This is a genomic window from Paenibacillus sp. FSL W8-0186, assembly GCF_037969765.1.
Classification (GTDB): domain Bacteria; phylum Bacillota; class Bacilli; order Paenibacillales; family Paenibacillaceae; genus Fontibacillus; species Fontibacillus woosongensis.
Genome location: NZ_CP150207.1, coordinates 826,508 through 847,447, shown reverse-complemented (window position 1 = coordinate 847,447; position 20,940 = coordinate 826,508). Strand labels below are relative to the sequence as shown.

18 protein-coding genes, 1 tRNA gene and 1 riboswitch are annotated in these 20,940 nt (G+C 47.7%); of the genes, 8 read left to right on the top strand and 11 right to left on the bottom strand.

The window, feature by feature from the left end:
* The first annotated feature begins 127 nt into the window (after nt 1–127).
* Entirely contained in the window at nt 128–589 is a 462-nt protein-coding gene (locus tag MKX50_RS03545; protein WP_339158438.1) for a hypothetical protein, read from the top strand.
* A 146-nt stretch (nt 590–735) separates the two neighbouring features.
* Here MKX50_RS03545 and MKX50_RS03540 read toward each other — a convergent pair whose 3' ends face one another.
* The 4 genes from MKX50_RS03540 to MKX50_RS03525 form a co-directional block, all read right to left on the bottom strand.
* Complete coding sequence (locus MKX50_RS03540; RefSeq protein WP_339158437.1) at nt 736–2,433, bottom strand: cellulase family glycosylhydrolase; 1,698 nt, start codon at nt 2,431–2,433, stop codon at nt 736–738.
* A 203-nt stretch (nt 2,434–2,636) separates the two neighbouring features.
* A complete protein-coding gene (locus MKX50_RS03535; RefSeq protein WP_339158436.1) occupies nt 2,637–4,103 on the bottom strand; it encodes a glycosyl hydrolase family 18 protein in 1,467 nt (488 codons plus the stop codon).
* Between the two features lie 626 nt (nt 4,104–4,729).
* Nucleotides 4,730–5,407 carry a metal-dependent hydrolase gene (locus tag MKX50_RS03530; protein WP_339158435.1) on the bottom strand — a complete coding sequence of 226 codons (678 nt, stop codon included), beginning with the start codon at nt 5,405–5,407 and terminating at the stop codon, nt 4,730–4,732.
* A gap of 394 nt (nt 5,408–5,801) precedes the next feature.
* Nucleotides 5,802–6,809 carry an alpha/beta fold hydrolase gene (locus MKX50_RS03525; protein WP_339158434.1) on the bottom strand — a complete coding sequence of 336 codons (1,008 nt, stop codon included), beginning with the start codon at nt 6,807–6,809 and terminating at the stop codon, nt 5,802–5,804.
* Nucleotides 6,810–6,944: 135 nt separating this feature from the next.
* Here MKX50_RS03525 and MKX50_RS03520 point away from each other — a divergent pair, with 135 nt between their 5' ends.
* Nucleotides 6,945–7,844, top strand: coding sequence for a LysR family transcriptional regulator (locus tag MKX50_RS03520; RefSeq protein ID WP_339160005.1), 900 nt, complete (start codon nt 6,945–6,947; stop codon nt 7,842–7,844).
* 289 nt (nt 7,845–8,133) lie between these two features.
* Here MKX50_RS03520 and MKX50_RS03515 read toward each other — a convergent pair whose 3' ends face one another.
* Nucleotides 8,134–8,247: a putative holin-like toxin gene (locus tag MKX50_RS03515; protein WP_019635316.1), complete on the bottom strand. Its 114-nt coding sequence runs from the start codon at nt 8,245–8,247 to the stop codon at nt 8,134–8,136.
* A gap of 569 nt (nt 8,248–8,816) precedes the next feature.
* On the opposite strand from MKX50_RS03515, the gene MKX50_RS03510 reads away from it, so the two are divergent.
* The 3 genes from MKX50_RS03510 to MKX50_RS03500 all read left to right on the top strand — a co-directional run bounded on the left by MKX50_RS03510 (nt 8,817) and on the right by MKX50_RS03500 (nt 11,136).
* On the top strand, nt 8,817–9,260 hold the full coding sequence (locus MKX50_RS03510; protein ID WP_155611813.1) for a GNAT family N-acetyltransferase: 444 nt from the start codon (nt 8,817–8,819) through the stop codon (nt 9,258–9,260).
* Between the two features lie 113 nt (nt 9,261–9,373).
* A complete protein-coding gene (locus MKX50_RS03505) occupies nt 9,374–9,496 on the top strand; it encodes a YjcZ family sporulation protein (protein ID WP_339158433.1) in 123 nt (40 codons plus the stop codon).
* 500 nt (nt 9,497–9,996) lie between these two features.
* The gene (locus MKX50_RS03500; RefSeq protein ID WP_339158432.1) at nt 9,997–11,136 is read left to right on the top strand and encodes a hypothetical protein; all 1,140 of its coding nucleotides are present in this window, start codon (nt 9,997–9,999) and stop codon (nt 11,134–11,136) included.
* Between the two features lie 507 nt (nt 11,137–11,643).
* Here MKX50_RS03500 and MKX50_RS03495 read toward each other — a convergent pair.
* The 6 genes from MKX50_RS03495 to MKX50_RS03470 all read right to left on the bottom strand — a co-directional run bounded on the left by MKX50_RS03495 (nt 11,644) and on the right by MKX50_RS03470 (nt 16,767).
* Nucleotides 11,644–11,716 (bottom strand) — tRNA-Thr (locus MKX50_RS03495).
* Between the two features lie 76 nt (nt 11,717–11,792).
* On the bottom strand, nt 11,793–12,095 hold the full coding sequence (locus MKX50_RS03490; RefSeq protein WP_213591057.1) for an MTH1187 family thiamine-binding protein: 303 nt from the start codon (nt 12,093–12,095) through the stop codon (nt 11,793–11,795).
* 212 nt (nt 12,096–12,307) lie between these two features.
* Nucleotides 12,308–13,108 carry a PHP domain-containing protein gene (locus MKX50_RS03485; protein WP_339158431.1) on the bottom strand — a complete coding sequence of 267 codons (801 nt, stop codon included), beginning with the start codon at nt 13,106–13,108 and terminating at the stop codon, nt 12,308–12,310.
* Between the two features lie 45 nt (nt 13,109–13,153).
* Nucleotides 13,154–13,978, bottom strand: a complete 825-nt coding sequence (locus MKX50_RS03480; RefSeq protein WP_339158430.1) for an energy-coupling factor transporter transmembrane component T — start codon at nt 13,976–13,978, stop codon at nt 13,154–13,156.
* Nucleotides 13,962–15,875: an energy-coupling factor transporter ATPase gene (locus tag MKX50_RS03475; RefSeq protein WP_339158429.1), complete on the bottom strand. Its 1,914-nt coding sequence runs from the start codon at nt 15,873–15,875 to the stop codon at nt 13,962–13,964. The genes MKX50_RS03480 and MKX50_RS03475 overlap by 17 nt, the downstream gene beginning before the upstream one ends.
* Before the next feature lie 19 nt (nt 15,876–15,894).
* A complete protein-coding gene (locus MKX50_RS03470) occupies nt 15,895–16,767 on the bottom strand; it encodes a cell division protein FtsQ (protein WP_339158428.1) in 873 nt (290 codons plus the stop codon).
* 209 nt (nt 16,768–16,976) lie between these two features.
* Between MKX50_RS03470 and MKX50_RS03465 the strand changes: the two genes are divergently transcribed.
* The 3 genes from MKX50_RS03465 to nrdG all read left to right on the top strand — a co-directional run bounded on the left by MKX50_RS03465 (nt 16,977) and on the right by nrdG (nt 20,865).
* Complete coding sequence (locus tag MKX50_RS03465) at nt 16,977–17,807, top strand: MurR/RpiR family transcriptional regulator (protein ID WP_339158427.1); 831 nt, start codon at nt 16,977–16,979, stop codon at nt 17,805–17,807.
* Nucleotides 17,808–17,946: 139 nt separating this feature from the next.
* Nucleotides 17,947–18,183: riboswitch (cobalamin riboswitch) on the top strand.
* Nucleotides 18,184–18,373: 190 nt separating this feature from the next.
* Nucleotides 18,374–20,350, top strand: coding sequence for an anaerobic ribonucleoside triphosphate reductase (locus MKX50_RS03460; RefSeq protein ID WP_213591051.1), 1,977 nt, complete (start codon nt 18,374–18,376; stop codon nt 20,348–20,350).
* Nucleotides 20,347–20,865, top strand: a complete 519-nt coding sequence (nrdG, locus tag MKX50_RS03455; protein WP_339158426.1) for an anaerobic ribonucleoside-triphosphate reductase activating protein — start codon at nt 20,347–20,349, stop codon at nt 20,863–20,865. Before MKX50_RS03460 ends, nrdG begins: the two co-directional genes overlap by 4 nt.
* The last annotated feature ends 75 nt before the right edge of the window (nt 20,866–20,940 follow it).

Below are 20,940 nucleotides of genomic sequence, written 5' to 3'. Positions count from 1 at the left end.
TTTGATTTCATTTTTCAAATATTTTGAAATATCCTGCCCACCAAAAATATAGTATAATGTTCTAGAAACAAATGTTCTCTATTTTTTCTGAAAAGATGGGGATAAAAAATTAGTGAGGTGCGAGCTCATGATTGACCAGAAGCTAGATCTCATCTTAGTTGAACTTAAGGAAATCAAAGCAGTACAAGCCAGCCAAGGCGAGCAGCTAAATAGCCAAAACAAGCAACTAAGTAACCACCACCAGCAATTCAAAGAGATCAATAAACAGCTCAAGGAAATTCGAGGAAAGCTTAATGAGCACGACCAAGAATTCAAAGAAATCCGAGGACAGTTACAAAGCCACAATGAGCAGCTAAACAGTCATGGCGGGCACATTCAACAATTAATTCATATCGTTGCTGCCACAAATACAAAGGTAGAAGAACTAACGGACCACATGAATCAAGTCCGTGAGGATATATCTGTACTTAAAACTAATCAGCAAACCGTTCTCCAAACCCAGCAGGAGCATGAGAAATTGCTCGAAAGATTGTCCATCCGCTCCGTTTCACATGAAGCCGATATTGCTGAACTGAGACGAGCTAAATAAATTGCTGATGATTCGTTTATACTTCCTAAACGCATAAAGCCCCGGCCAGCTGGCCGGGGCTTTATTTCTGTTTATTCGAAGCAATTACTTTCAACTAAGGCCATACCAAATTAGGCAGTATATCGGTCCTTTTTTGCCAAACTCGCTTATGAAGCCGTACCCGTCACCGTCAAACCGCTCTTTTTAATCGTGTAGTTGACGATCTCCCCGCTCCAAAAGTGGAACTTGAGCGTGACTGTGGCATCGTTCACTTCATTAAAGAACGCCTGCTGCAGTTTGATTTTCCCCTCGCTATAGGCGGGGCTGAACGTCGTTTCGAATTCCTTAAAGGAAGTCCAGTTATGCGGACCGGCATTGCCGCCGTTTACATAGACCGCTTCCATCGTAGCAAGCTGATCCCCGTTGAAAGCCGTTGGAATCGCAAAGGAAGAAGTAGTCCCCGTCGTACTGCTAAGCTTAGGCGTATTGTACAGGACTACGTTGAACTTCCAGTCGGCGCCTCTATTGAATTTAGCCACGATCGTCGCGTTGACCCCCAATTTGCCCGAGGAGGTCAGCTTGGTCAACTGGCTCGCTTTAAAAGTTAATGTGCTGCCGTTTAAAGTGTAATCAGTGCCTGATTTCAGTGTCGTTCCATTTACGGAAAGGGAAGTTAGCGTATTCCCGTTAAGATTGAGCTGAACCGAAGTATCTTTTACCGCCGTGCCCTGCTTGACATGGATCAGGTCGCTGGAAGCCGTGGATGAACGTCCGGTCCAACTGGCCTTGATCATATTGAATAGATCCGGGTCAGACCACTTGAAGCTCGTGCGGTTGAAGTGCTGTCCGTTATCCCACAGCATAGTGGAAATGCTTTTTTGCTTCACATACTGGGCAAAAAACTCGAAAAATTTCAATTTCTCACCCTGTTCAATGACGCCGGTATTCTTATCGAATCCAAGCAGGCCATATTCGCCGACTACCACCGGGATTCCCTTTGCTACAAATGTGTTATACACGTTATCGAAGGTCGTTATAATATCATTTTGCGTCTCCGCATCAAATTTCGTATATCCTGCGATATTTACGCTAAACGGCCAGAATCCATAAAAATGAACGGTTGCGATCAGATTCTTGTCGTTCAGTTTGGTCATCGTATTATAAAGCGCCGTCATTCTCTCTTGGGTGGGAGAGGCCTCCAACGTAGAGAGAACTAGCGGGCGAGTCGCGTTCTGGCCGCCGGAATTTCTGACGATGTTGAAAAAGGATACGTTCAGCTCGTCCAGCATTTTTTGCTGCTTGGCTTCATCCGTAGTTCCGCCATCCGTAAAGCGAGGCTCATTCACGCTCTCGAACATCAGCTTGCTCGGGCTGTTCTTGAACTTGTTGGCAATTTGCGTCCAAATCGCATTATAACGGGCCAGTACTTGATCGTGCTGCGACTCCATTTTGCTGATCCATAGCCAGGAATCATGATGGACATTAATCATCACATAGAGGTTCGCGTCCAAAGCCCACTGTACGACCTCCTGCACTCGATTGAGGTACGCGGCTTCAATTTGATAATTTGGGGCCGCGCCGATATGGGAATCCCAGGTAACAGGAATCCGTATGCTCTTATAGCCTTGCGCAGCGATGTTCTGAATGAGCTCTTTCGTGATCCGCGGATTGCCCCATGCCGTCTCATCCGCACCGACAGCATCCAGAGAATTGCCAAGGTTCCAGCCAGGCTGCATCGCTTCAACATAGGACTGCATGGCACTTGGTGGAGCCGCTGCTAAAGCGGCATTAGGAACGACGGCTGCCAATAATGCAACAACGATGGCCAACGAAAGAATAACTTTACTGCTTCTACGTTTTTTCATCTGAATTCTCCTTTACTCTTTTTTAAAAATTACATATCTTGGCATGAAAGCGGTTACGATGACTAATCTATCACATTTTCCAATTGGCATGCACCATAATAATTAGAGAATAAATCATGTGTAAATTAGCGATGTTTACTCGTGCTCTTTCTTGAAATGAACAAAACCCCGGCCGATTGACCGGGGCAAGCTTCTATCTTCAATTAAGGAAGTGTATTCAGAAAAGGTTTGACCGTGTTTGCTAAACTATAATTCGTCGTCGCATCCCAATTGATCGACCATGTCATCGCTCCCCGGATATCCGGGTATTTGGCAACCGGTTTATAGCTTCCGCAGCCATTGCCGGTCGCCAGGCAGTTCAGCGCATTGTTCACGACCGTCGGGGAGACATATCCCCCGCCTGCCGCTGACGGCGTAGCCGGAACGCCGATGCCTAATTGGGAGGGCGCTACCCATTGCAAGGTTAAATCGGAAAGAGCCGTTAAGAAGTCTACTGTGCCTTGCGAGTAACATTTACCGTCGCGCCCCAGCATGCAGCCTGAATTATAATACTGGACATTAATGACGGATGTAATATCTTTCAGATTATTATATAGCTGCATATAAGATGTATTCTGATTCTGCATGTCAATCGTCTGCGGAGCCATCGTCAAAATAAAGTTGCTGCCCACTCTTTGCTGCAGCTGACGAATGGCGCTGGTTAAATTCGCAACATTCATGCCATGCTCCAAATCGATATCCACGCCATCCAGGCCGAATTGAGTGATGATGCCATACATGCTTTCCACAAAATTCGTAACGTTAGGCGAAGCGTTATTCAAATTAATATTGCCCTGCTCACCGCCAATGGATATGATGACCTTCTTCCCTTGCGCGCGTTTTGCCTGGATATCTGCAATCAGATCCGCATTCGAATATCCGCCCAGAGCCGACGACAACGAGGGATTCACACTAAAAGTAACTCCGCCCGGCTTAGAAGGATCCATATCAGCAAACGATAATACAATGATATCGTATTGGCTTGGCACATCTCTTACTCTTAAATTGCTAGAGTTATTAATAAAATTATGCCAATACCCTGTCAGAGTATGCTTTGGAAGCTGGCCTCCTCCTCCTCCATTTCCTGCAGCCGTCGTTGCATTTACGGTCGCACTTGCCGGGGAGCGATTTCCGGCTGCATCCTTGGCTACCACCTTAAAGGAATAAGCTGTACTGGCTGCAAGTCCTGTAACCGTAGCTGTAGTTCCTGTTACAGAAAGAACCACAGATGATCCTTGATATACATCATATCCGGTTACCCCTACGTTGTCCGAAGATGCCGACCAGGTTAAGGTTACGCTGGATGACGTGACACCGCTCACCTTCAGATTCGCGGGAGCTGTTGGTGCCGCGGTATCGCCTCCACCTCCGCCGCCTTGAACCAACTGCCATAAAGCAGGCACGTTAGGCGGTTCCCACCCTACTAAAGAGGTATGGGACTGAATATTCCGATAGGTACTTCCACCATACGTCACGGTATCGTTGATTGCATAGGACACATTAGGCGCCCAAGCACCACGGTCGGCCGCCGAAGCCGCCAGCGGCAGCAAACTGATCAGCAACGTAAAGACCAGCAACAACGGCAGCACTTTTCCCGGCTTGCCCAGCATGCCAAATAAACCCTTCTTCATCTACTAAACCCCTCCCCATGAAATGATCAGCAAGGTTTCTGTCTCTCCACGCAAAACGGAAACATCACCTCCCTTCATTTGTGTGACAGCTTTGTTATACCGGTAATGATCTCCCCCAAACATTATAACGTTATATACACATAATCTATATGATATGTAAATATTTCTCAATAGATCGTAGGGATTATTTTTACGAATACGCAAATCTGAGAAACCCCAAAGTCGGCATAAATAGCCCAATTTCTTTAGGTCAAGTATCATGAATCCATTGCCGTCCATAAGATGAACTAATTACTCACCGAAAGGAGAAAGAACAATGAATAAGGAATTCTTTAGTGTTCAAGAATCTCAACAAAGAGACCCTCAGCCATACCACGCTGGTTATTGGCATGGGCATCATCATCCTCACTTCCATGGCCATGGTCATCATGGGCCTCACTTCATCCATCATCATCATCATTTTCATCATCACTACTACCGTACGGATCGAGCGGAGCAAACTACACGATGATCATTTAAAAAAGAGGTCAAAAACTAAGGCGAGAACAGTTACGCCCGGATTTATATGTGAATATATATCCGCAAGCGTTACATTCTCGCCTTTTTTATATAGAGGAAAGCAAGCTTCAGAGGACAAACCCGTAAATTCCCCAGACCACGATGCTGAGTAAATGACACAGTTTAGAAATCATCCGTTCGGCAGCTCCTCCGTTATCGAATAAACGCAGAGCTATTTTAAACTTCGGAACAAATAAGGAACGTATCCCGTCACTCCCAAAAATATCTCCAAATAAATGAGACCACCAGCCCGCAATAAACCCTAGACAACTTGCCATCACCCATCCTGAGTACTGACTGCCAAAGATGAAGAGTCCCAAACTTAGAACGATTGCAAACTCAGGCGAATGAATGATCCAACGGTGTTTTACGAACGGCATGATGAGCAGAGCAATTCCCGTAAAAAGGGCCACCCAGTGCCAGTCGTAAACGAAATACCCCATCAGCATCAAAGTACCGCTAGCGATAAGTATGATCGTCCGAAGCCTTGCCAAGCAGCCAGCCATAATACCGGCGCCAATCCAAATCGCCCCGGCTTGTATGGAGTAACCTAGTAGAATCAACACGAATCCTATGAATAGGAATATCCCCGACAATGCCCGCATGAGCTTTCTCTTCCCCGATGACAGCTGGATCTTCTGGCTCGCCGTACTCGTTTTATGATCCAAATCCGGGGCAAGGCCCCCCATGATCGAAGCTGCGCATATCACTCCTGCGAAGCCAATAACCTCCAAAGTGGTACTCATTGGGGAAGCCGTTAGGGCAGCTACAGAAGTAGCCGATCCCGCAAGTAAGGCTAATGCAGAGTGTCCCTGTTTATTCAATTGTCATCACATCCCTTCTCTGGCTGACTGACTGTATCCTGCTGTCGTTGAAATACCGCGGGATTGATAGCACAAACAAGAACGTACGTTTCTATATTAACTCAGACATATCACCTTATTCAAGGTAAAAAAAGACCACCTAGGCTATAACCGAGGTGGTCGCTTATATTTCACCAGCTAATCTGAATTCCTCTTTCAACAGCGTTTGATACTCACACTACCAACGACACTAGATCTCCCATCAATAAAAGCTTGTTCTATTGCATTAGAAATCTAATCCTCTTCACAGACAACGCTTTTATATCTACCAACCTCATCACATCGCCAACAAGCGCTTTAGGTTGTCATCAATAAATTGATTATCGGCACTGTTGATTCCGCGGCCCGCAAAATGGCCCCATATCGACTCGATCGGTTGAAAAAAAGCACTAGGCATACGCTTAACCTCGTATTCGTTATCGTCCGCCGTGCAGAAAAGATCCGTGCTTCCTGGCATGACACAGGCCAGCGCTTTAATGCTTCTGAGCGCCTTATCGAAATCTCCGTTATAGGCGGGGTTTGCACTGATATCCGCATTTTGCCCTGTCCATAACATGGCTAGTACATTGTGCGGATCCATCTGCATAAAGCTATTTTCCCAGACGCCAGCCATAAAATCTGCCAATGAGTCAAATCCCAGCTCACGATAAAGTTCCTCCCTGTAAAACGCCTGAGATACGCCCCATCCCGCATAGACATTGCCAACGGCGCGCATATCTGCAGAAGTCAACTGGTTTATCTTACTCGAATCGAAGCGGACTGCAGCCATGAGCGCAGCTTTCATTCCGTCCAGGACCACATACGTGTGGGGCCAGGTCTTGGCAACTCCAGCGAAAGGTGCAATGCGTTCCACCATGTCGGGATAACTTGCCCCCCATTGGAATGATTGAATGCCTCCCATGGACCATCCAACAACAAGCGCGATCTTGCGAATGCCAAATTTTTCGGTCACCAGCCGATACTGGAATTGAACGTTGTCATAGATCGTTACCTGCGGAAAATTAGCCTTGTCGAACGGGGGCGGCGTATTCGTAGGAGACGAAGATAAACCGTTGCCCAGCAGATTAGGAACAATAATGAAATATTTTTGCGGATCCAGTGCCATGCCGTTTCCAATCAGCCATTCATTTTGAACATGCGTATCGCCAAAAGCAGTTGGATAGACGATGACATTATCTTTCTGTTCATTCAATCTTCCATAGGTCTTATAAGCAAGAAAAGCGCCCGGCAACGTCACCCCGGATTGCAGCGTTACGTCACCCAAATCAAAAATCTCATAATTCATCGTAGTGTCTCTCCCTTCAAAAAGAAACCATATGTTTTATTCTTGTTGTTAGTATAGTTCTGTGATACTCTCAATAAAAGTGAATGAAATTGATAGCACTATTCAATAATATTGAAAGTATAGGGGGATCGTATGATGGAACTGCGCCAACTGATTACGTTCCGCACGGTGGCATCCACTTTAAATTTCAGCCGGGCTGCGGAAGTGCTAAATTACGTCCCCTCCAACGTCACGATGCAAATCAAAGCATTGGAGGATGAGCTTGGGGTTCGTCTCTTTGACCGCTTGGGCAAACAGCTCGTTCTCACAACGGCGGGGAAACGCTTTTTAACACATATCCAAGGGGTCTTAGACAAATTGGACGAAGCCCGCGGTGTCGTTCATGACAATGAAAATTTAACCGGAACCCTTACGGTAAGTGCCAATGAAGTTATTTGCACCTACCGGCTTCCAGCTGTCTTTCAACGGTTTCGTTCGCAGCATCCGGGAGTTCGTCTCATCTTCCGCTCCGTACCCAATCAAGAGCTCAAACAGACACTCTTTGAGGGAACTGCGGATATCGTCTTTATGTTGGACGAGCCCATCCGTTCGAGCGGACTTGCCGTGGAGCCGCTGGTGGAAGAAACCTTCCGCCTTTTCGCTGCTCCAGACCACCCGCTCGCGAAACGAACTGTGCTGCAGCTGGAGGATTTTCACGGACAAGTGTTCCTGACGAATGAAAAGGGTTGCCCCTATCGAACGATGTTTGACCGGTCATTTGAGAAAGAGGGCATTGATAGCATCACTTATTTAGAGTTTCAAAGTGCCGAAGCTATTAAACAATGTGCTATTTCAGGAATCGGTATTGCCTTTCTTCCAGAAATCGTAGCCAAAGCCGAAGTGGAGCGAGGCGAGCTTGTCGCCCTTCCATGGCAAATTCCTGACCTGCACGTGTATACTCAGATGTCATGGCATAAAGATAAATGGCTTTCACCCATCATCTTATCTTTCATAGAAGCAGCAAGGGAGATTCTAGCTATAGAGGAGGAGGATTAATACGTTTAGAAGGATGCTAGCGAAGGAATTCAACTCCGGTCTACACATTAACCGATGGCTTGCTGGATGAGCGTTCCATGACGTTTGGAATGCCGTGCCTCCTCACTTCGCTTCCAGCCACATAAAATGGAACTCCCAGGTTGAGGTATAATTATGCTTATGCTATGATAAAAATAGTTAAGGAGCCGTGCAGCAACACGGCTCCCCGTACACTTACCGCTTTAAAGAGCGGTCGGCTGTAGGATTTAATGCAATCGAAATAGACCGCAATCCTAATCCCTAGGGCGGTCTATTTCTTTGTGTTTTGATTAATTGCTACAACGATAGCCACAACCAGCGTCAACAGAGCAATAATAAGCCCTCCAAAGCTGATCATCATCGTCAAAGCATCTTTAATCTCCACAGGCATCACCTCCCTTCCGGGAGACTAGCCGACCGTCCTTTTAAGCCAGTTCCATGTACAAGTTCCATTATACCAAAATATGCTTATTTTTACTTAGTTTCAAACGGTCAAAATGTCTATCAATCTAACTATATCGTATAAGCAGAGTAAGAGCCAGGTTCCCTTTCCACGCAAAAAAGCGCAGCCTCCGCGCGCTATACTTGGCTGGTGAAGGGACTCGAACCCCCGACCTACGTATACGAATGCGTTACCGTATGTATTTAAAGGGGTATCTAAGGTATTAGAAGACATAAAATAACGGTTATTATAGAGTTTAGGTTCTACTAAGTTTTATATGGGATCCTAAGTCGGTAGAACATTAATATTCAGTCCAGTAGTCAACCCTTCTGTTGTTGCCCCACCCTTTTAATAATAGAATTGAGTTGGTGTACTGGCGATCTGACCAAAGTATATAATGTTGCTTAGCTTGATCAGAATATCAAATTAGATATCACCAAGCTGTGGTCCAATCATTTGGCATATAAACTTATTAATATAATGTAACAAGCCAAAGGGGAGGATGTATCATCATGATTAGACGGAGTAGAAAAAATGACCAAAAACATATCCATGCCCTTATTCGAACAGAACTGATTCCTTTTTCCCAGAAGACGTTTCCAGATGTTAAATACAATAAGCGTGAAATTAATAAACGTTTAGAGAGAGGGTACACATATGTGTATGCCCGGACTCCCAATGCCCCGCCACAAGGCTTTATCCACTCTGTTATCCTAGACAATACCCATATAGTCGACATGCTTGCCGTAAACAAAAATGCAAGAAAAAGAGGGATTGGCTCAAAATTAATGAACAGGTCCTTGTCTCTAGCCTTAAAAAACAAATGTTCCAAAAGCCACTTATATGTTGATGCAGTTAATTATAAAGCTCAGCAGTTTTATTATAAACAGGGATACCAAATTGAGAAATATGAGCCATTGGTAAACTGCTACCTATTATCGAAAAAAATTGGTTAAAGCTAAGCTTTGCGAGCAACTAAACCGTATTTTTATTTGCAGTAAAAAGTCCAATCTATTCTTAAGATGCGAGCATATCCTAAAGTCAGATTGAAAAGGAGGGAGGAACTAATATGGGATATGCTGCAGGAGCTGGGACTTGCGGTGCTGGTGCTGGAATTTGGACCAGTACAGGAGTTATCCTCGTTTTGTTTATTCTCTTAGTTATTATTAGTCGCGCTTGGATTAGAGACTAAACCTATAGGTTTTCACTGGATTTGGTAAGAGTCACCCCTGATTAATGTTTAATATAACCTCCATCTCTCTTGAACTGACGTTTAATTAAATACTATATTGCTTTCGAACTTGTCACATCTCTAGATTGAGGCTAAGTGAAATACTTGCTTTACGAAGAGTAGATGTTGATACAAAAAAGACAATAACTACGGTTCATCCATTCATGGAGACTGTTCTTCCTGTCATTCTTTCCAGCTGTGTCAAATTAGGCATACTATGGCGCATGGATGAATAATTAAATAAAACAGGAATTGTATTATGTAATTAATAAAAGGGGCAAGATAGTTAAATTAAATTTAAAAGAAGAAAGCAGCAGATACCTGCTGTTGGAGTGTCAGGAAAGACCCCTGGACTATTTAACACTTCATTCTCCCTAGTTAATGTAATCGTAATATCAATTTGTAAAAAATTATGTTAACATGAATCTGATTTTTACAAATTGATGTGTGAGGTTGTGTACATGAGTTTTGATATTATAGATGATTACCTTAGAAGGACGAAGAAACGTAATTCGAAACTTATTGGAGGAATTTTCCCATCTATATTATTAGTATTCATTACGTTTGGGGTAATCTTCTTATTGTTTATATTTACTCCTAGAGATGCTTGGTTTACGTATAAAACTAATACTAACAATATTGTTTTGAAAGATACTATGTTTGGACTTCACTTAAAGGCAACTACAGATAGCTTGTATATTACTCAGGGAGAAATGACAAATACTACCCCCCTTTCTGTAAAGGTAAATGGTGAGATCCAAACCATAGCTCCATATGAACTACGAATTGTTTATGATTACACAACTAGTAGAGATAGTTTTGATGATATTAATATAACAATTCCAAATCTTTTATTAGACAATAATGTATTGATCGAGTCTAATGGTTTAAATGAACTTGACACATTAGGGATACATAATAATTATGATAATTCTGAATATCTCAGTGGGTTTCAAGTAAACGTTGGTCAAGGTAAGTCCATTGATTGGTCGGATAAAAGTGAGACTGTACCCATAAGGAGCAAAACTGTTTGGAGTTTATCAACCGAATCGGATGTAACGCTCTTGTTTAAATATCATGTTCAGGTATACCTTAAAAATGTGGAGACACCCATCAATCAGCAAATACAATTAATATCTGTTAATGATGATTCACAAAAAGGGAAACCATCTATCATGCTGGAATTTTTAACAGAACATCCTTTTTCGTTCAAAATACAAACTGAGAAGAACCAAACATTGAGTTACAATGGTTATTCAAAAGAGATTGATATCGTTGGAGAAGAGAATGCAGTTCTAACTGTATTTAGGACTGGTGAACCTCAAAAGTATGAAATACCTAATGCTGCAGTCTCAGTCGGAGCCAAGAATTATCCAAAAAATCAACTTAACTCTAATTTATCTGTAGATAAAAATTCAAAAATAGGGGGCATATTTTCGGCAAGTGGAACAGTAAATAAACTTACTGTAAATAACGAATCATTTTTTCAAAATATATCTCAATGGGTTCAGAACAACATATCAACAATAATCACTACCATTCTTACTGCTATCATAACCGCTCTATTCGCTTATTTAACAACAATCCAGCGAAAGAATTGACCGATACATAAAATCAAAATGGAGATTCGGTTGTAACAGAGGTGTCATTAAAATAGATAAAGTGTGTCAGGGCAGATTGTAGGCGTACATGATAGGGTCATTCCAACTAAGAAATATCTTATTCGACTTTAAAATATAAAAGATCAAAAAGCCAAGACGAAGTGAACAATTAAAAGATTTCTTGATTAATGATTAAGTTAATCTGGTAAAATAAGCGGTATAGGTGATGCCCCTATGCTTCTAATGTAAAGCGGATTGGAATTGGTACACAGCAATAGTTAGCAAGAATTGAATTCTCCTCAGTAGACAATCGTATATGGAGCCATTCAGTCTTAGGATTGTCAGATGAAGGACAATCTCTTCTTTTTTCTTGGAGAACAAACTAATCCCAAAAACAATACTTTACTCGAATAAAGGTCAGAAGAATGTTAGAAGTTTGCATAGAAACACAAAAACAGCGCGACCCCGAAATCCTCGGAAGCCGCGCTGCGCTTGACTTTAGCAAGATGCTGGTGAAGGGACTCGAACCCCCGACCTACGCATTACGAATGCGTTGCTCTACCAACTGAGCTACACCAGCATATTCACTAATTTAGTGGAAACAAAAAATATTATAACTCGATCTGAAAATTTTGCAAGTCCTCAAAATCAGGAATTTATTGCAGCTTCGCCTGCACCGAACGCAGCTTCTGCTCAGAGGAGCTCGCTTTGTCGCGCCGGTCATCGATCTTGATCGAGGTGGACACCCGCTGAGCACCCGATTGGAACGGCGACTCATGAATCGCGCGAATCGCAGCGAACACGCTGTCCAATGGCCCTTCAATAATTGTGCTCATTGAGGTCAGCGTATATTGGATGCCTTCCTGCTTCTCTAATACCCGCTGCAGCTCAGCTACGTACGGGCTTAAGCTGGTCGACCCCGTCCCGATAGGAATTACCGTTACCTCTGCAATCGCCATGCTTCTCCCTCCTTCTTAGAGTATTGTCCATGCTTCTTAATCCGCATTCCACTGCCTCTTATTGTAACAATTTCCACCCCTTCATTTCAAATAAACTCAGCACACCCTTATACCCAGTACCGTATCATAATCTGCATGGAGGAATGAAGTACAGGCCTCTCCCGCACCCGGAAGAGGCCCTGTACCTTGCCTGTGTAGTGATCTTCGCCCGCTTACGCCATTTCCCCGAGCTCCCGCAAATCGCCACTGCTCTCTTCGGAAACAGCCTGCTCCTTCTTCAACAGCGCCTTGATCACATTCGCTGACTTCACCTTCGCATGCAGGCATGGCGAAACTTCTATCTGATACGCCCCCTGCCGGATCAGGCCGCGCAGTTCCTCTGCCGTCCCTGCTTCCTCGTCAAAGCTATTAACAATACTGCCGTACTGCATATATTGATGCGTATCACTGCCCCCGACAACAGGACGCCTCAGACGCTGTGCAAATTCATCGAGTTGAGCGCGATAAGCCTCCAAGCCTTGGGCATAAATATCCTTGCCGTTCAGATCAAAAGCGTCCAGACGCCGCAGCAGTTCAACCGGCAAATGATGCAGCGGCGTGCTGAGCCGGAAAGGATGCGCGCCGATGCGTAAAAAGCCCTGTCCCTCACTCCAATCCAGCAGCGACTGGAAGTTGATGAACCGCCCTTTCTCGGTATAAGGTTCCAGGCGCTGCCTCAAAGCCAATATCCGCTCCCGGTCGCCAATAATCAAAATATGCCCCGTCTCCTGAATATCTACTTCAATGCCGGGAAACACCTTGATCCCCTCAGCTAAATAATAACCGTGCTCATAAGGATAATGCCGGTCCAGCACTTCATAAATATCCTCATACCGCCAGGTGTTGAAATGCTCCGTCATGGCGACGGCATCCAGTCCGTTCTTTCCCGCCTCGGCCATCATTTCCTTGAAATAAGCGTGGCTGAAGACTGTTTTTTTGGCAAGCTTGACATGGGTATGCAAATCTATTCTCATCGGATTCTCCTTCGTATTTGATAATAAACTATCCGCATCATTCATTTATATGGAGATTTGAGCTGCAAGAACAGGAAGCAGTACGACGTACAATCCCGAGCCAAGCAGGAACACGGCGTCACGGGCGGTAAATTTCATGTATGACAGCTTGATTCTTTTGGCCTCCGGGGAATGGTAGGCGTACGAGAAGCCCTTGGCCTCCAGTGCTTCCACCGTAGTGCGCGTGCGTTTGGCAATGCTCAGAATTAATGGGTAAAAAGACAGCACCGCTATTTTCAAAAAATAAACGATGCTCCTCCAGTACAGCAGCCCATGCCTCCTTGGTGCCACGCCCCGCAGCCGGAACGACAGAAAAATATGGTGGTACTCCTCCACGAGGCTAGGAAGCGTCCGATAGCCGTAGGCGATGCCAAACGACACCTGCTTGGGGACGCCGATGCGGAGCAGCCCGTCGCTCAGCTTCTCGGGGTCCATGGAGCAAAATACGGTAATGCTGGCCATCGAAATGACCGATAGCTTCATCGTCAGTTTCAGCAGGGGCAGAATCGTCTCCCCACCCCCGCCGAACAGCCAGGATACAATGAACAGATACCCCGCCTGGCTCAGTAAGCCGAGACAAAGGATGACTATAATGAGCGGACTCACCCGTGATATCATCGTCGTAACGGCCAGGAGCAGGAACATGCCGAGCAGCAGCACCTCGTTATGAATGAACCAGGGAGCGATGCCGAAATACAAATACCAGAGGAACAGCGTCCGTGGATCCAGTCTGGCCAAAAACGTATTGCCGTTGCCATAGGCCGTGTTGAGCAGCTCGATTTTGACCCCTTCCACCGATACGCGGTCCATTAGCTTACGAACATACTCCATGCCTCGCCGCCCCCTTTCTCGATTCGTTCCAGCGCTGCGTGAATTCGTCCACCGTATAGCTGAGCGGCGCCATCCCCAGCCTGCGGCTAAGCTCTAAAATCTGCGGCGCCCGAAGGCCAGCCTGCTCCAGCAAATGGGCATCGCCGAACACCGATTCCCGTGTTCCGTCCCGGATAATATCGCCCTGATGCATCACGATAATCCGGTTGGCCCATTCCGCTACCAGCTGCATATCATGAGTTGCCACAATGACGGTCTCCACATGACGATTCAACTGCAGCAGCAGGCGTGTGATGTCTTTGCGGGTCGCGATATCCAGGTTCGCGGTCGGCTCGTCGAGCAGAATCACGGACGGATTCATCGCGACTCCGATCGCCAGCGAAGCGCGCCGCTGCTGACCGCCGCTGAGCAGCCGGCCGTCCCGGTGCTGCAGCTCGGTCAGTCCGAAGCTCTCGAGTATGGCGTCTACCTTCTCCTTATATCCCTCCACCCGGCGAGCCTTAAGAAAGAACTCCACATCCTTGCGGATCGAATCCTCAATGAACATCTCCTCCGGATTTTGATAAATGTAGGTCACTGTATTGGCGAGCTGCTCGGGCGTCGTTGCAGCCGTATCCATTCCTTTGACAACGATCCGGCCGCTTTCAGGCTTCGTTACCCCGGTGATCAGCCGCATGAAGGAGGATTTCCCTGCCCCATTGTTGCCAACGAGGGCCACCAGATCCCCTGTTCTGAACGTTACACTGACATCCCGAAGCACATTCTTACGCTCCCGGCTCACCGTCCGGTAGGAGAAGCGGACATGCTTGGCTTCAATGATTGGGTCTGCGTCCGTGTTAACGCCCATATTAACGCCAGTGTTAGCTTCAGTATTAACTTCAGTAACACCAGCATCAGTACCTTCAACAGGGATCCCGACCAGTTCGCCGCATTCCCCCTGCAGCTCCAGCTGCTGCTGTCGCTGAAAGTAAGCCGCCGCCTCGTCAAGTGTAATCGGATACGGTGCGAGATGCGGCAAGCCAAGGCCGAACTGGCCAAGGTTAGGCCAACTACCATCTATCCCGGCAGAATCCCGTTCTCGGGTTTTAGCGATCTGGGCGGCGGCCTGGGTGACCTGAGGCGGATAAATGTGGCTGGACCGCAGCTGCTCCAGCTCTAGAAGCGCCTCCTCTACCGGCTTCGACCATACGGCCCGGCCTTGATCCATCAGCACGACCTGCCTGCAATATTCCGCAATAAACTCCGTATGATGCTCGATAACGATAATCGTCTTGCCATGCTGCTCATTCAGACGGCTCAGCAAATCATAGATCTCCCTGGCATGGCAAGGATCAAGCTGGGCGACGGGCTCATCAATAATCAGGATATCCGGATCCAGCGAGATTGCCCCGGCAAGCGCCAGCTGATGCTTCTGCCCCCCGCTAAGCTGCCAGATGAATTCCTTCGGGTCTACCGTCAGATCCACCAAGCGCAATGCCCGCAGCCCGCGTTCCAGGTAATCCTCGAACCCGTAATTCAGCGGAGCAAAGCTGGCGTCGTCCAGCACGGTCGGACGGATAAGCTGATTCTCGAAGTCTTGGTAGACGTAACCGACATGGCGCGACAAACGGGCAACATCATGCTCCAGCGTCTGCAGCCCGTTCACACGGACGCTCCCCTCGAAATCCCCGACATAATAGTGGGGTATTAGTCCATTCAGTGTTTTGCACAGCGTTGATTTCCCGCTCCCATTTCCACCGATAACGGCGACGAAATCACCGCGCTTAATCTGCAAGGACACTCCGTTTAGCACCGGAGCCTCCGCGCCCGGGTATGTAAAAGTCACGTTGTCGATCGATACGATCCAATCGGGCTCCGCTCTCTCCGCCTCCCGCAATAGAGTCCTGTCTTGATACATGCTTCAACCTCCACTCTGATTAGATCCCGGTGCCTGCCGTACCCGAACGTTTTCCTCTGCGAACCAGCAGCCAGATCGTAAGGCATGCCACCGCGGCGGCAGCGCCGATGCTGACCCAGATGAACCAGCCGCCAATGCTCTCCAGGAAGTCGGCATCCCATTCAACGAGTGCCATATCCGATTCCGCCAGGAACTCCGCAGCAGCCGCCAGAACAGCCAGTATTACGGATACAACGATCAATCTGGGAGCCATAATTTCAGCGAATGAATATTTCATCTTATTATTTCTAGGCTTCATGCCAAGGAGCGGTTCGATTTTCCCATACAAGCGCGGCACAAGATACAGTGTCGGCAGCAGCGCAAACAGAATTCCTGAGAACAGCACATCGTTCAAAAAAGCCACTCCCTCAACAACTACCACGCTCTCCGCCAAGCCCGGCACCGCCTCGAACTCCTCCACACCGATCCATACCTTGCCGATATCGACCGCGCAGCTAATAAATTGGTGGATGATGACTCCCATCATTGCTGCGACGCCAACCTGCCTGCGGTTCTGCGGATCGTTCACCAGCGTCCCGGCGATGAACATCGCCAGGGAGAAGCCGATGAACTTCTCCAGCTCGCCAAGCCCGCCGAATTGCCCCAGCATAATCTCCCCGAAGATGACTTCGCCCAGTGCTGCCCCGACGGCTGCGTAGAACGGATGGAACAAAATGCACAGCGTCAGCGGAATAAAAGCGAAATACTCGACGGACAGTTCGATCGGTCCCAGCCGAACCGACGGAATCAGCTCGGTGATCATATTCGATAGACCGTACAGCGACATGGATAGAATGAATACCATCATTTTCTGGGACTGGGTTAATACATACCTTTGCCTTAATTGAGCCACTTACTTCCCCTCCTGGTTTCAGATAGCTCCACTATAGGAGGGATTTATTAAAGCTGCTTCTATATCTTGTAAATCATATGTAAAAATTATTTCATCACTTTATTTAATGTAAAAAATATATCATTTCAGGCTAGATTCTCATTACCGCCCCCCTGCAGATATGTTAATCTAAAGCTATCAATTCATTCGAAGGAAGAGAGGCCAACCTCATGAACTTGGACTGGAATTTAGAAACCTTATCCCCGGGTCAATATAAAATTGCCGACTATATCCAGAAGAATATGCAAACTGTCCTCTTTCTGACCGAACAGGAAATCGCGGACAACTTGGGACTCAGCATCGCCTCCGTATCGAGGTTTTGGCGTTCTGTCGGATTTAAAAATATCAAAGATTTCAAAAACCAGCTTCGCGAGCATCTGGAGGTTACCCCTGCCGCCAAGATGAAGAACATCATGGATAGAGCCAACGCGGCATCCTTTCCCGGACAATTTCTTGCCTCCAGCATCGAACATCTGGAGAGCACGCTGCAGCATTATTCACAGGAAGCATTTGACGCCGCTGTGGATGCGCTTGTCACGGCGCGCAGAGTATATTTGTACGCTCCGGGTCCCTCGTCCGGCCTCGCCCAGCTGATGCATTACCGCCTCAGCCGCTTCGGCCTGTCCATCCATCGCCTTGATCGCGGAGGCAGCGAGCTGTTCGAGGATCTGCTTCATATAACAGGCGAAGACGTCGTTGTTCTCTTCGGCTTCGTCCGTCTGCTGCCGGAAGCCAAGGTGATCACAGATCATGCCAAGCAATGCGGCTACCGCACGATACTCATTACCGATCGCCTTGTCTCCGACTTCTCGGGCCAATGCGACATGACCCTGTATGCCAGCCGGGGCGAGATTTGGGAATTCCATTCGATGATCGCCCCGACCTTCCTGGTAGAGAACCTGATCGTTGCCGCCGGGATGAGAAACCAGGAGCAGCATCTGCGCAAATTAGAGCAGTTGAACCAGCTGCGCAAAAAATACGATCATGAACTGCCGCGATAAATGTTCACAATTTTTCTGCATCTCCCACTCGCCGCATCAGGGTTGCTTTCACCTGTTTTTTCATGATTTTTCATCCTTCAGCTAGTGAAGATGACTGTTTACAAACACTACATATTGGGGTAATGTAAGTTGCAGACAACCAAATATAGTGGAATCGGGTGATCCAGCCCCCTATTTCTCGGCTGGGGCTTAAAAGGGAAGTGCGGTGCAATTCCGCTGCGGTCCCGCCACTGTGACCGGGTGCATGCAAGAGCTTGCCAAGGCTCCTTGCAGCGCTTCACTGACAGAATGCCACTGCAGATATTAACCATCTGCGGGAAGGCGTCAGTGAAGAAGTCCGGAAGCCAGGAGACCTGCCCGTTTCTGTATTTGACACCAAATACCAGATGAACCTGCGAGGAACAGGTAGGTGTCCGCTTGCAGCTTACATACGCATTCATCCTGCATTTCATAGGATGATCCAGGCATTTCTTCAAACGCGCATTCGGGCATTTCCAACCTTGTATGATCGGAAATGCCTTTTTATATGGTTGTAATGCGTAGTTTTTCGGGAGGGGAACTTTGTTATGGCGATGATGAACCCGGTTTATACAAGCCGCCAAGACATGCTGGATGAAGTGATTACATTAGGAGAAGAGATCGTTGCAAGCAGCAATCTTGAGGTGCTGCGGGAGAACGCCAACTTGAACGGCGAAAGCTTCTCTGGCAAAATGAGCAAATTCGGCAGCGAGTACGCGAAATGGTATGCGAACCATTTTGTCATGCCAAAGCCGCTCGTTCAGGCCATTCAGGACAATATCGTCTATGTGCACGATTTGGATCAATACGCGATCGGAACGACGAACTGCATCTTCATTCCGTTCGACAAGCTGCTGCGCGAAGGGTTCAACACCGGCAACGGCAGCGTAAGGCCGCCGAATTCGATCATGACGGCGATGGCGCTTGTGGCGATCATTTTTCAGTCCCAGCAAAATGCGCAATACGGCGGTGTATCCGCCAATAAGCTGGACCACGACCTGGCGCCTTATGTAACCAAATCCTTCGTCAAATATTTCCGCAAAGGATTGGACTACTTTGAAGAAGGAGACAGCGCAGCGGATTACGGTTTGATCACCATGGCTCGCTCTGATCTGCAGGCGCAGTATCCAAGGGCCTTCAAATATGCGGTTAAAGAGACCGAAAGCGAAACGCTGCAGGCCGCCGAGAGCCTCATCCACAATCTCAATACGATGTCGAGCCGGGCGGGCGGACAAATTCCTTTTACGAGCATCAACTACGGCACATGCACGTCGATAGAAGGGCAGCTCGTAATCAGTTCACTGCTGGCCGCAACGATGCGCGGACTTGGCAGCGGCGAGACACCGATTTTCCCGATTCAGATTTTTAAATGCAAGCAGGGCGTGAACCAGCAGCCGGGCGAACCCAATTACGAACTGTTCCTGAAAGCAGCGGAATGCTCGGCCAAACGGCTGTATCCGAATTTCGCCAACCTGGACGCCCCGCTCAATCTGATGTATTACGATCCGGCGAACCCGGATACCGAATTTGCCACGATGGGCTGCCGCACGCGGGTGCTGAGCGACCGCTTCGGCCGCAACCACCTTTCCGGCAAAGGAAACTTGTCCTTCAACACCCTGAACCTGGTCAAGCTGGGCCTGGAGCACGGCATAGCGTTAGGACTGCGGCAGACCGCAGATGAACAAGGCTTCTACCGGGAACTGGAGCATTATATGGATATCGCGCTGGACGGACTGCTGCACCGCTTCCGGATTCAATCGTCCCAGAAAGCCAAGGCTTCCGACTTCATGATGCGCGAAGGTGTCTGGGAGGGCGGCGAGCAACTGAACCCCGAGGATACGGTGGGAGAGCTGCTCAAGCACGGCAGCCTGTCGATCGGCTTCATCGGGCTCGCAGAATGCATGAAAGCCATGTATGGTAAACATCACGGCGAAGATGCCGATGTATATAAGAAGGCCTATAATTTGATCGCCTTCATGCGCGATTATTGCGACCGTCAGAGCGAAAGACACAACCTGAACATTACCCTGTTCGCCACTCCGGCGGAAGGGCTGTCGGGGAAATTCACCAAGCGGGACCGGGCTGACTACGGGGAAATTCCTGGCGTCGTTGACCGGGAGTATTATACGAACTCTTTTCACATACCGGTATACTACAACATTAGCGCAGCTAAAAAAATCGAGCTGGAAGCACCGTTCCACGGACTGTGCAATGCGGGAGCCATCTCCTACATTGAGCTGAACGGCAGCGCCCGCAGCAATCCGGCTGCATTCCTGCGCATCATTCAGTACGCGCTGTCGCAGCAGGTGAGCTATTTCAGCATCAACCATCCGATCGACCGCTGCTCGGGCTGCGGCTACGAAGGAATCATTGGCGCATCCTGCCCATCCTGCAACGCTAGCGAGCAGGACGTCCATATCCGCCGGCTGCGCCGCGTAACCGGATATTTAACCGGGGATTTCCAGACCCGCTTCAACGCTGCCAAACAGGCCGAGGTTCGTGATCGCCTCAAGCATTCGACATGAATATTTGCGGCTATTACCCGGAATCTATTAATGAAGGCGAAGGACTGCGGGCAGCGCTCTTTATAAGCGGCTGTCGCCATTATTGCAAAGGCTGCTTCAGTCCGGCCACCTGGAATTTCCTTTACGGCGAACCGTTTACTCCCGAACGGGAACAGGAAATCATTCGGGACATCGCCGGCAACCCGCTGCTTAGCGGAGTGTCGATTCTTGGCGGAGACCCTTTTTTCTCGGCAGCTGAGGTCAGCGCATTTCTCGATCGTCTGCGCGAGGCGGCAGGCGCTATATCCGCCTGGATTTACAGCGGTTATACATTTGAGGAATTAACCAGAGACGCAAAGTCCCCGGAATACGGACTTCTAAGCCGCTGCCAAGTGTTAGTAGACGGACGCTACGTTGATGAGCTGCGGGACCCCTCCCTGCTCTATCGCGGCAGCTCCAATCAGAGGCTGATTGACATTCCGGCAAGCCTGTCCCAGCGCGGCATTGTCGAATGGCGTCCAACTTTCTCTTTCTAGCTGACTGCCTTTCTAGTATAATTATGATTTGTGTTCACTTTATTGACGTCACCGGCGCCAAGTCATAATGTGGTT

Excerpts from the sequence above, each read along its gene's own strand:
- nrdG (WP_339158426.1), top strand. The coding sequence starts at position 20,347 with ATGAATATTTGCGGCTATTACCCGGAATCTATTAATGAAGGCGAAGGA.
- MKX50_RS03505 (WP_339158433.1), top strand. The coding sequence starts at position 9,374 with ATGGGATATGCTGCAGGAGCTGGGACTTGCGGTGCTGGTGCTGGAATT.
- MKX50_RS03540 (WP_339158437.1), bottom strand. The coding sequence starts at position 2,433 with ATGAAAAAACGTAGAAGCAGTAAAGTTATTCTTTCGTTGGCCATCGTT.
- MKX50_RS03525 (WP_339158434.1), bottom strand. The coding sequence starts at position 6,809 with ATGAATTATGAGATTTTTGATTTGGGTGACGTAACGCTGCAATCCGGG.
- MKX50_RS03530 (WP_339158435.1), bottom strand. The coding sequence starts at position 5,407 with ATGAGTACCACTTTGGAGGTTATTGGCTTCGCAGGAGTGATATGCGCA.
- MKX50_RS03510 (WP_155611813.1), top strand. The coding sequence starts at position 8,817 with ATGATTAGACGGAGTAGAAAAAATGACCAAAAACATATCCATGCCCTT.
- MKX50_RS03485 (WP_339158431.1), bottom strand. The coding sequence starts at position 13,108 with ATGAGAATAGATTTGCATACCCATGTCAAGCTTGCCAAAAAAACAGTC.
- MKX50_RS03500 (WP_339158432.1), top strand. The coding sequence starts at position 9,997 with ATGAGTTTTGATATTATAGATGATTACCTTAGAAGGACGAAGAAACGT.
- MKX50_RS03545 (WP_339158438.1), top strand. The coding sequence starts at position 128 with ATGATTGACCAGAAGCTAGATCTCATCTTAGTTGAACTTAAGGAAATC.
- MKX50_RS03490 (WP_213591057.1), bottom strand. The coding sequence starts at position 12,095 with ATGGCGATTGCAGAGGTAACGGTAATTCCTATCGGGACGGGGTCGACC.
- MKX50_RS03535 (WP_339158436.1), bottom strand. The coding sequence starts at position 4,103 with ATGAAGAAGGGTTTATTTGGCATGCTGGGCAAGCCGGGAAAAGTGCTG.
- MKX50_RS03475 (WP_339158429.1), bottom strand. The coding sequence starts at position 15,875 with ATGTATCAAGACAGGACTCTATTGCGGGAGGCGGAGAGAGCGGAGCCC.
- MKX50_RS03480 (WP_339158430.1), bottom strand. The coding sequence starts at position 13,978 with ATGGAGTATGTTCGTAAGCTAATGGACCGCGTATCGGTGGAAGGGGTC.
- MKX50_RS03520 (WP_339160005.1), top strand. The coding sequence starts at position 6,945 with ATGGAACTGCGCCAACTGATTACGTTCCGCACGGTGGCATCCACTTTA.
- MKX50_RS03460 (WP_213591051.1), top strand. The coding sequence starts at position 18,374 with ATGGCGATGATGAACCCGGTTTATACAAGCCGCCAAGACATGCTGGAT.
- MKX50_RS03465 (WP_339158427.1), top strand. The coding sequence starts at position 16,977 with ATGAACTTGGACTGGAATTTAGAAACCTTATCCCCGGGTCAATATAAA.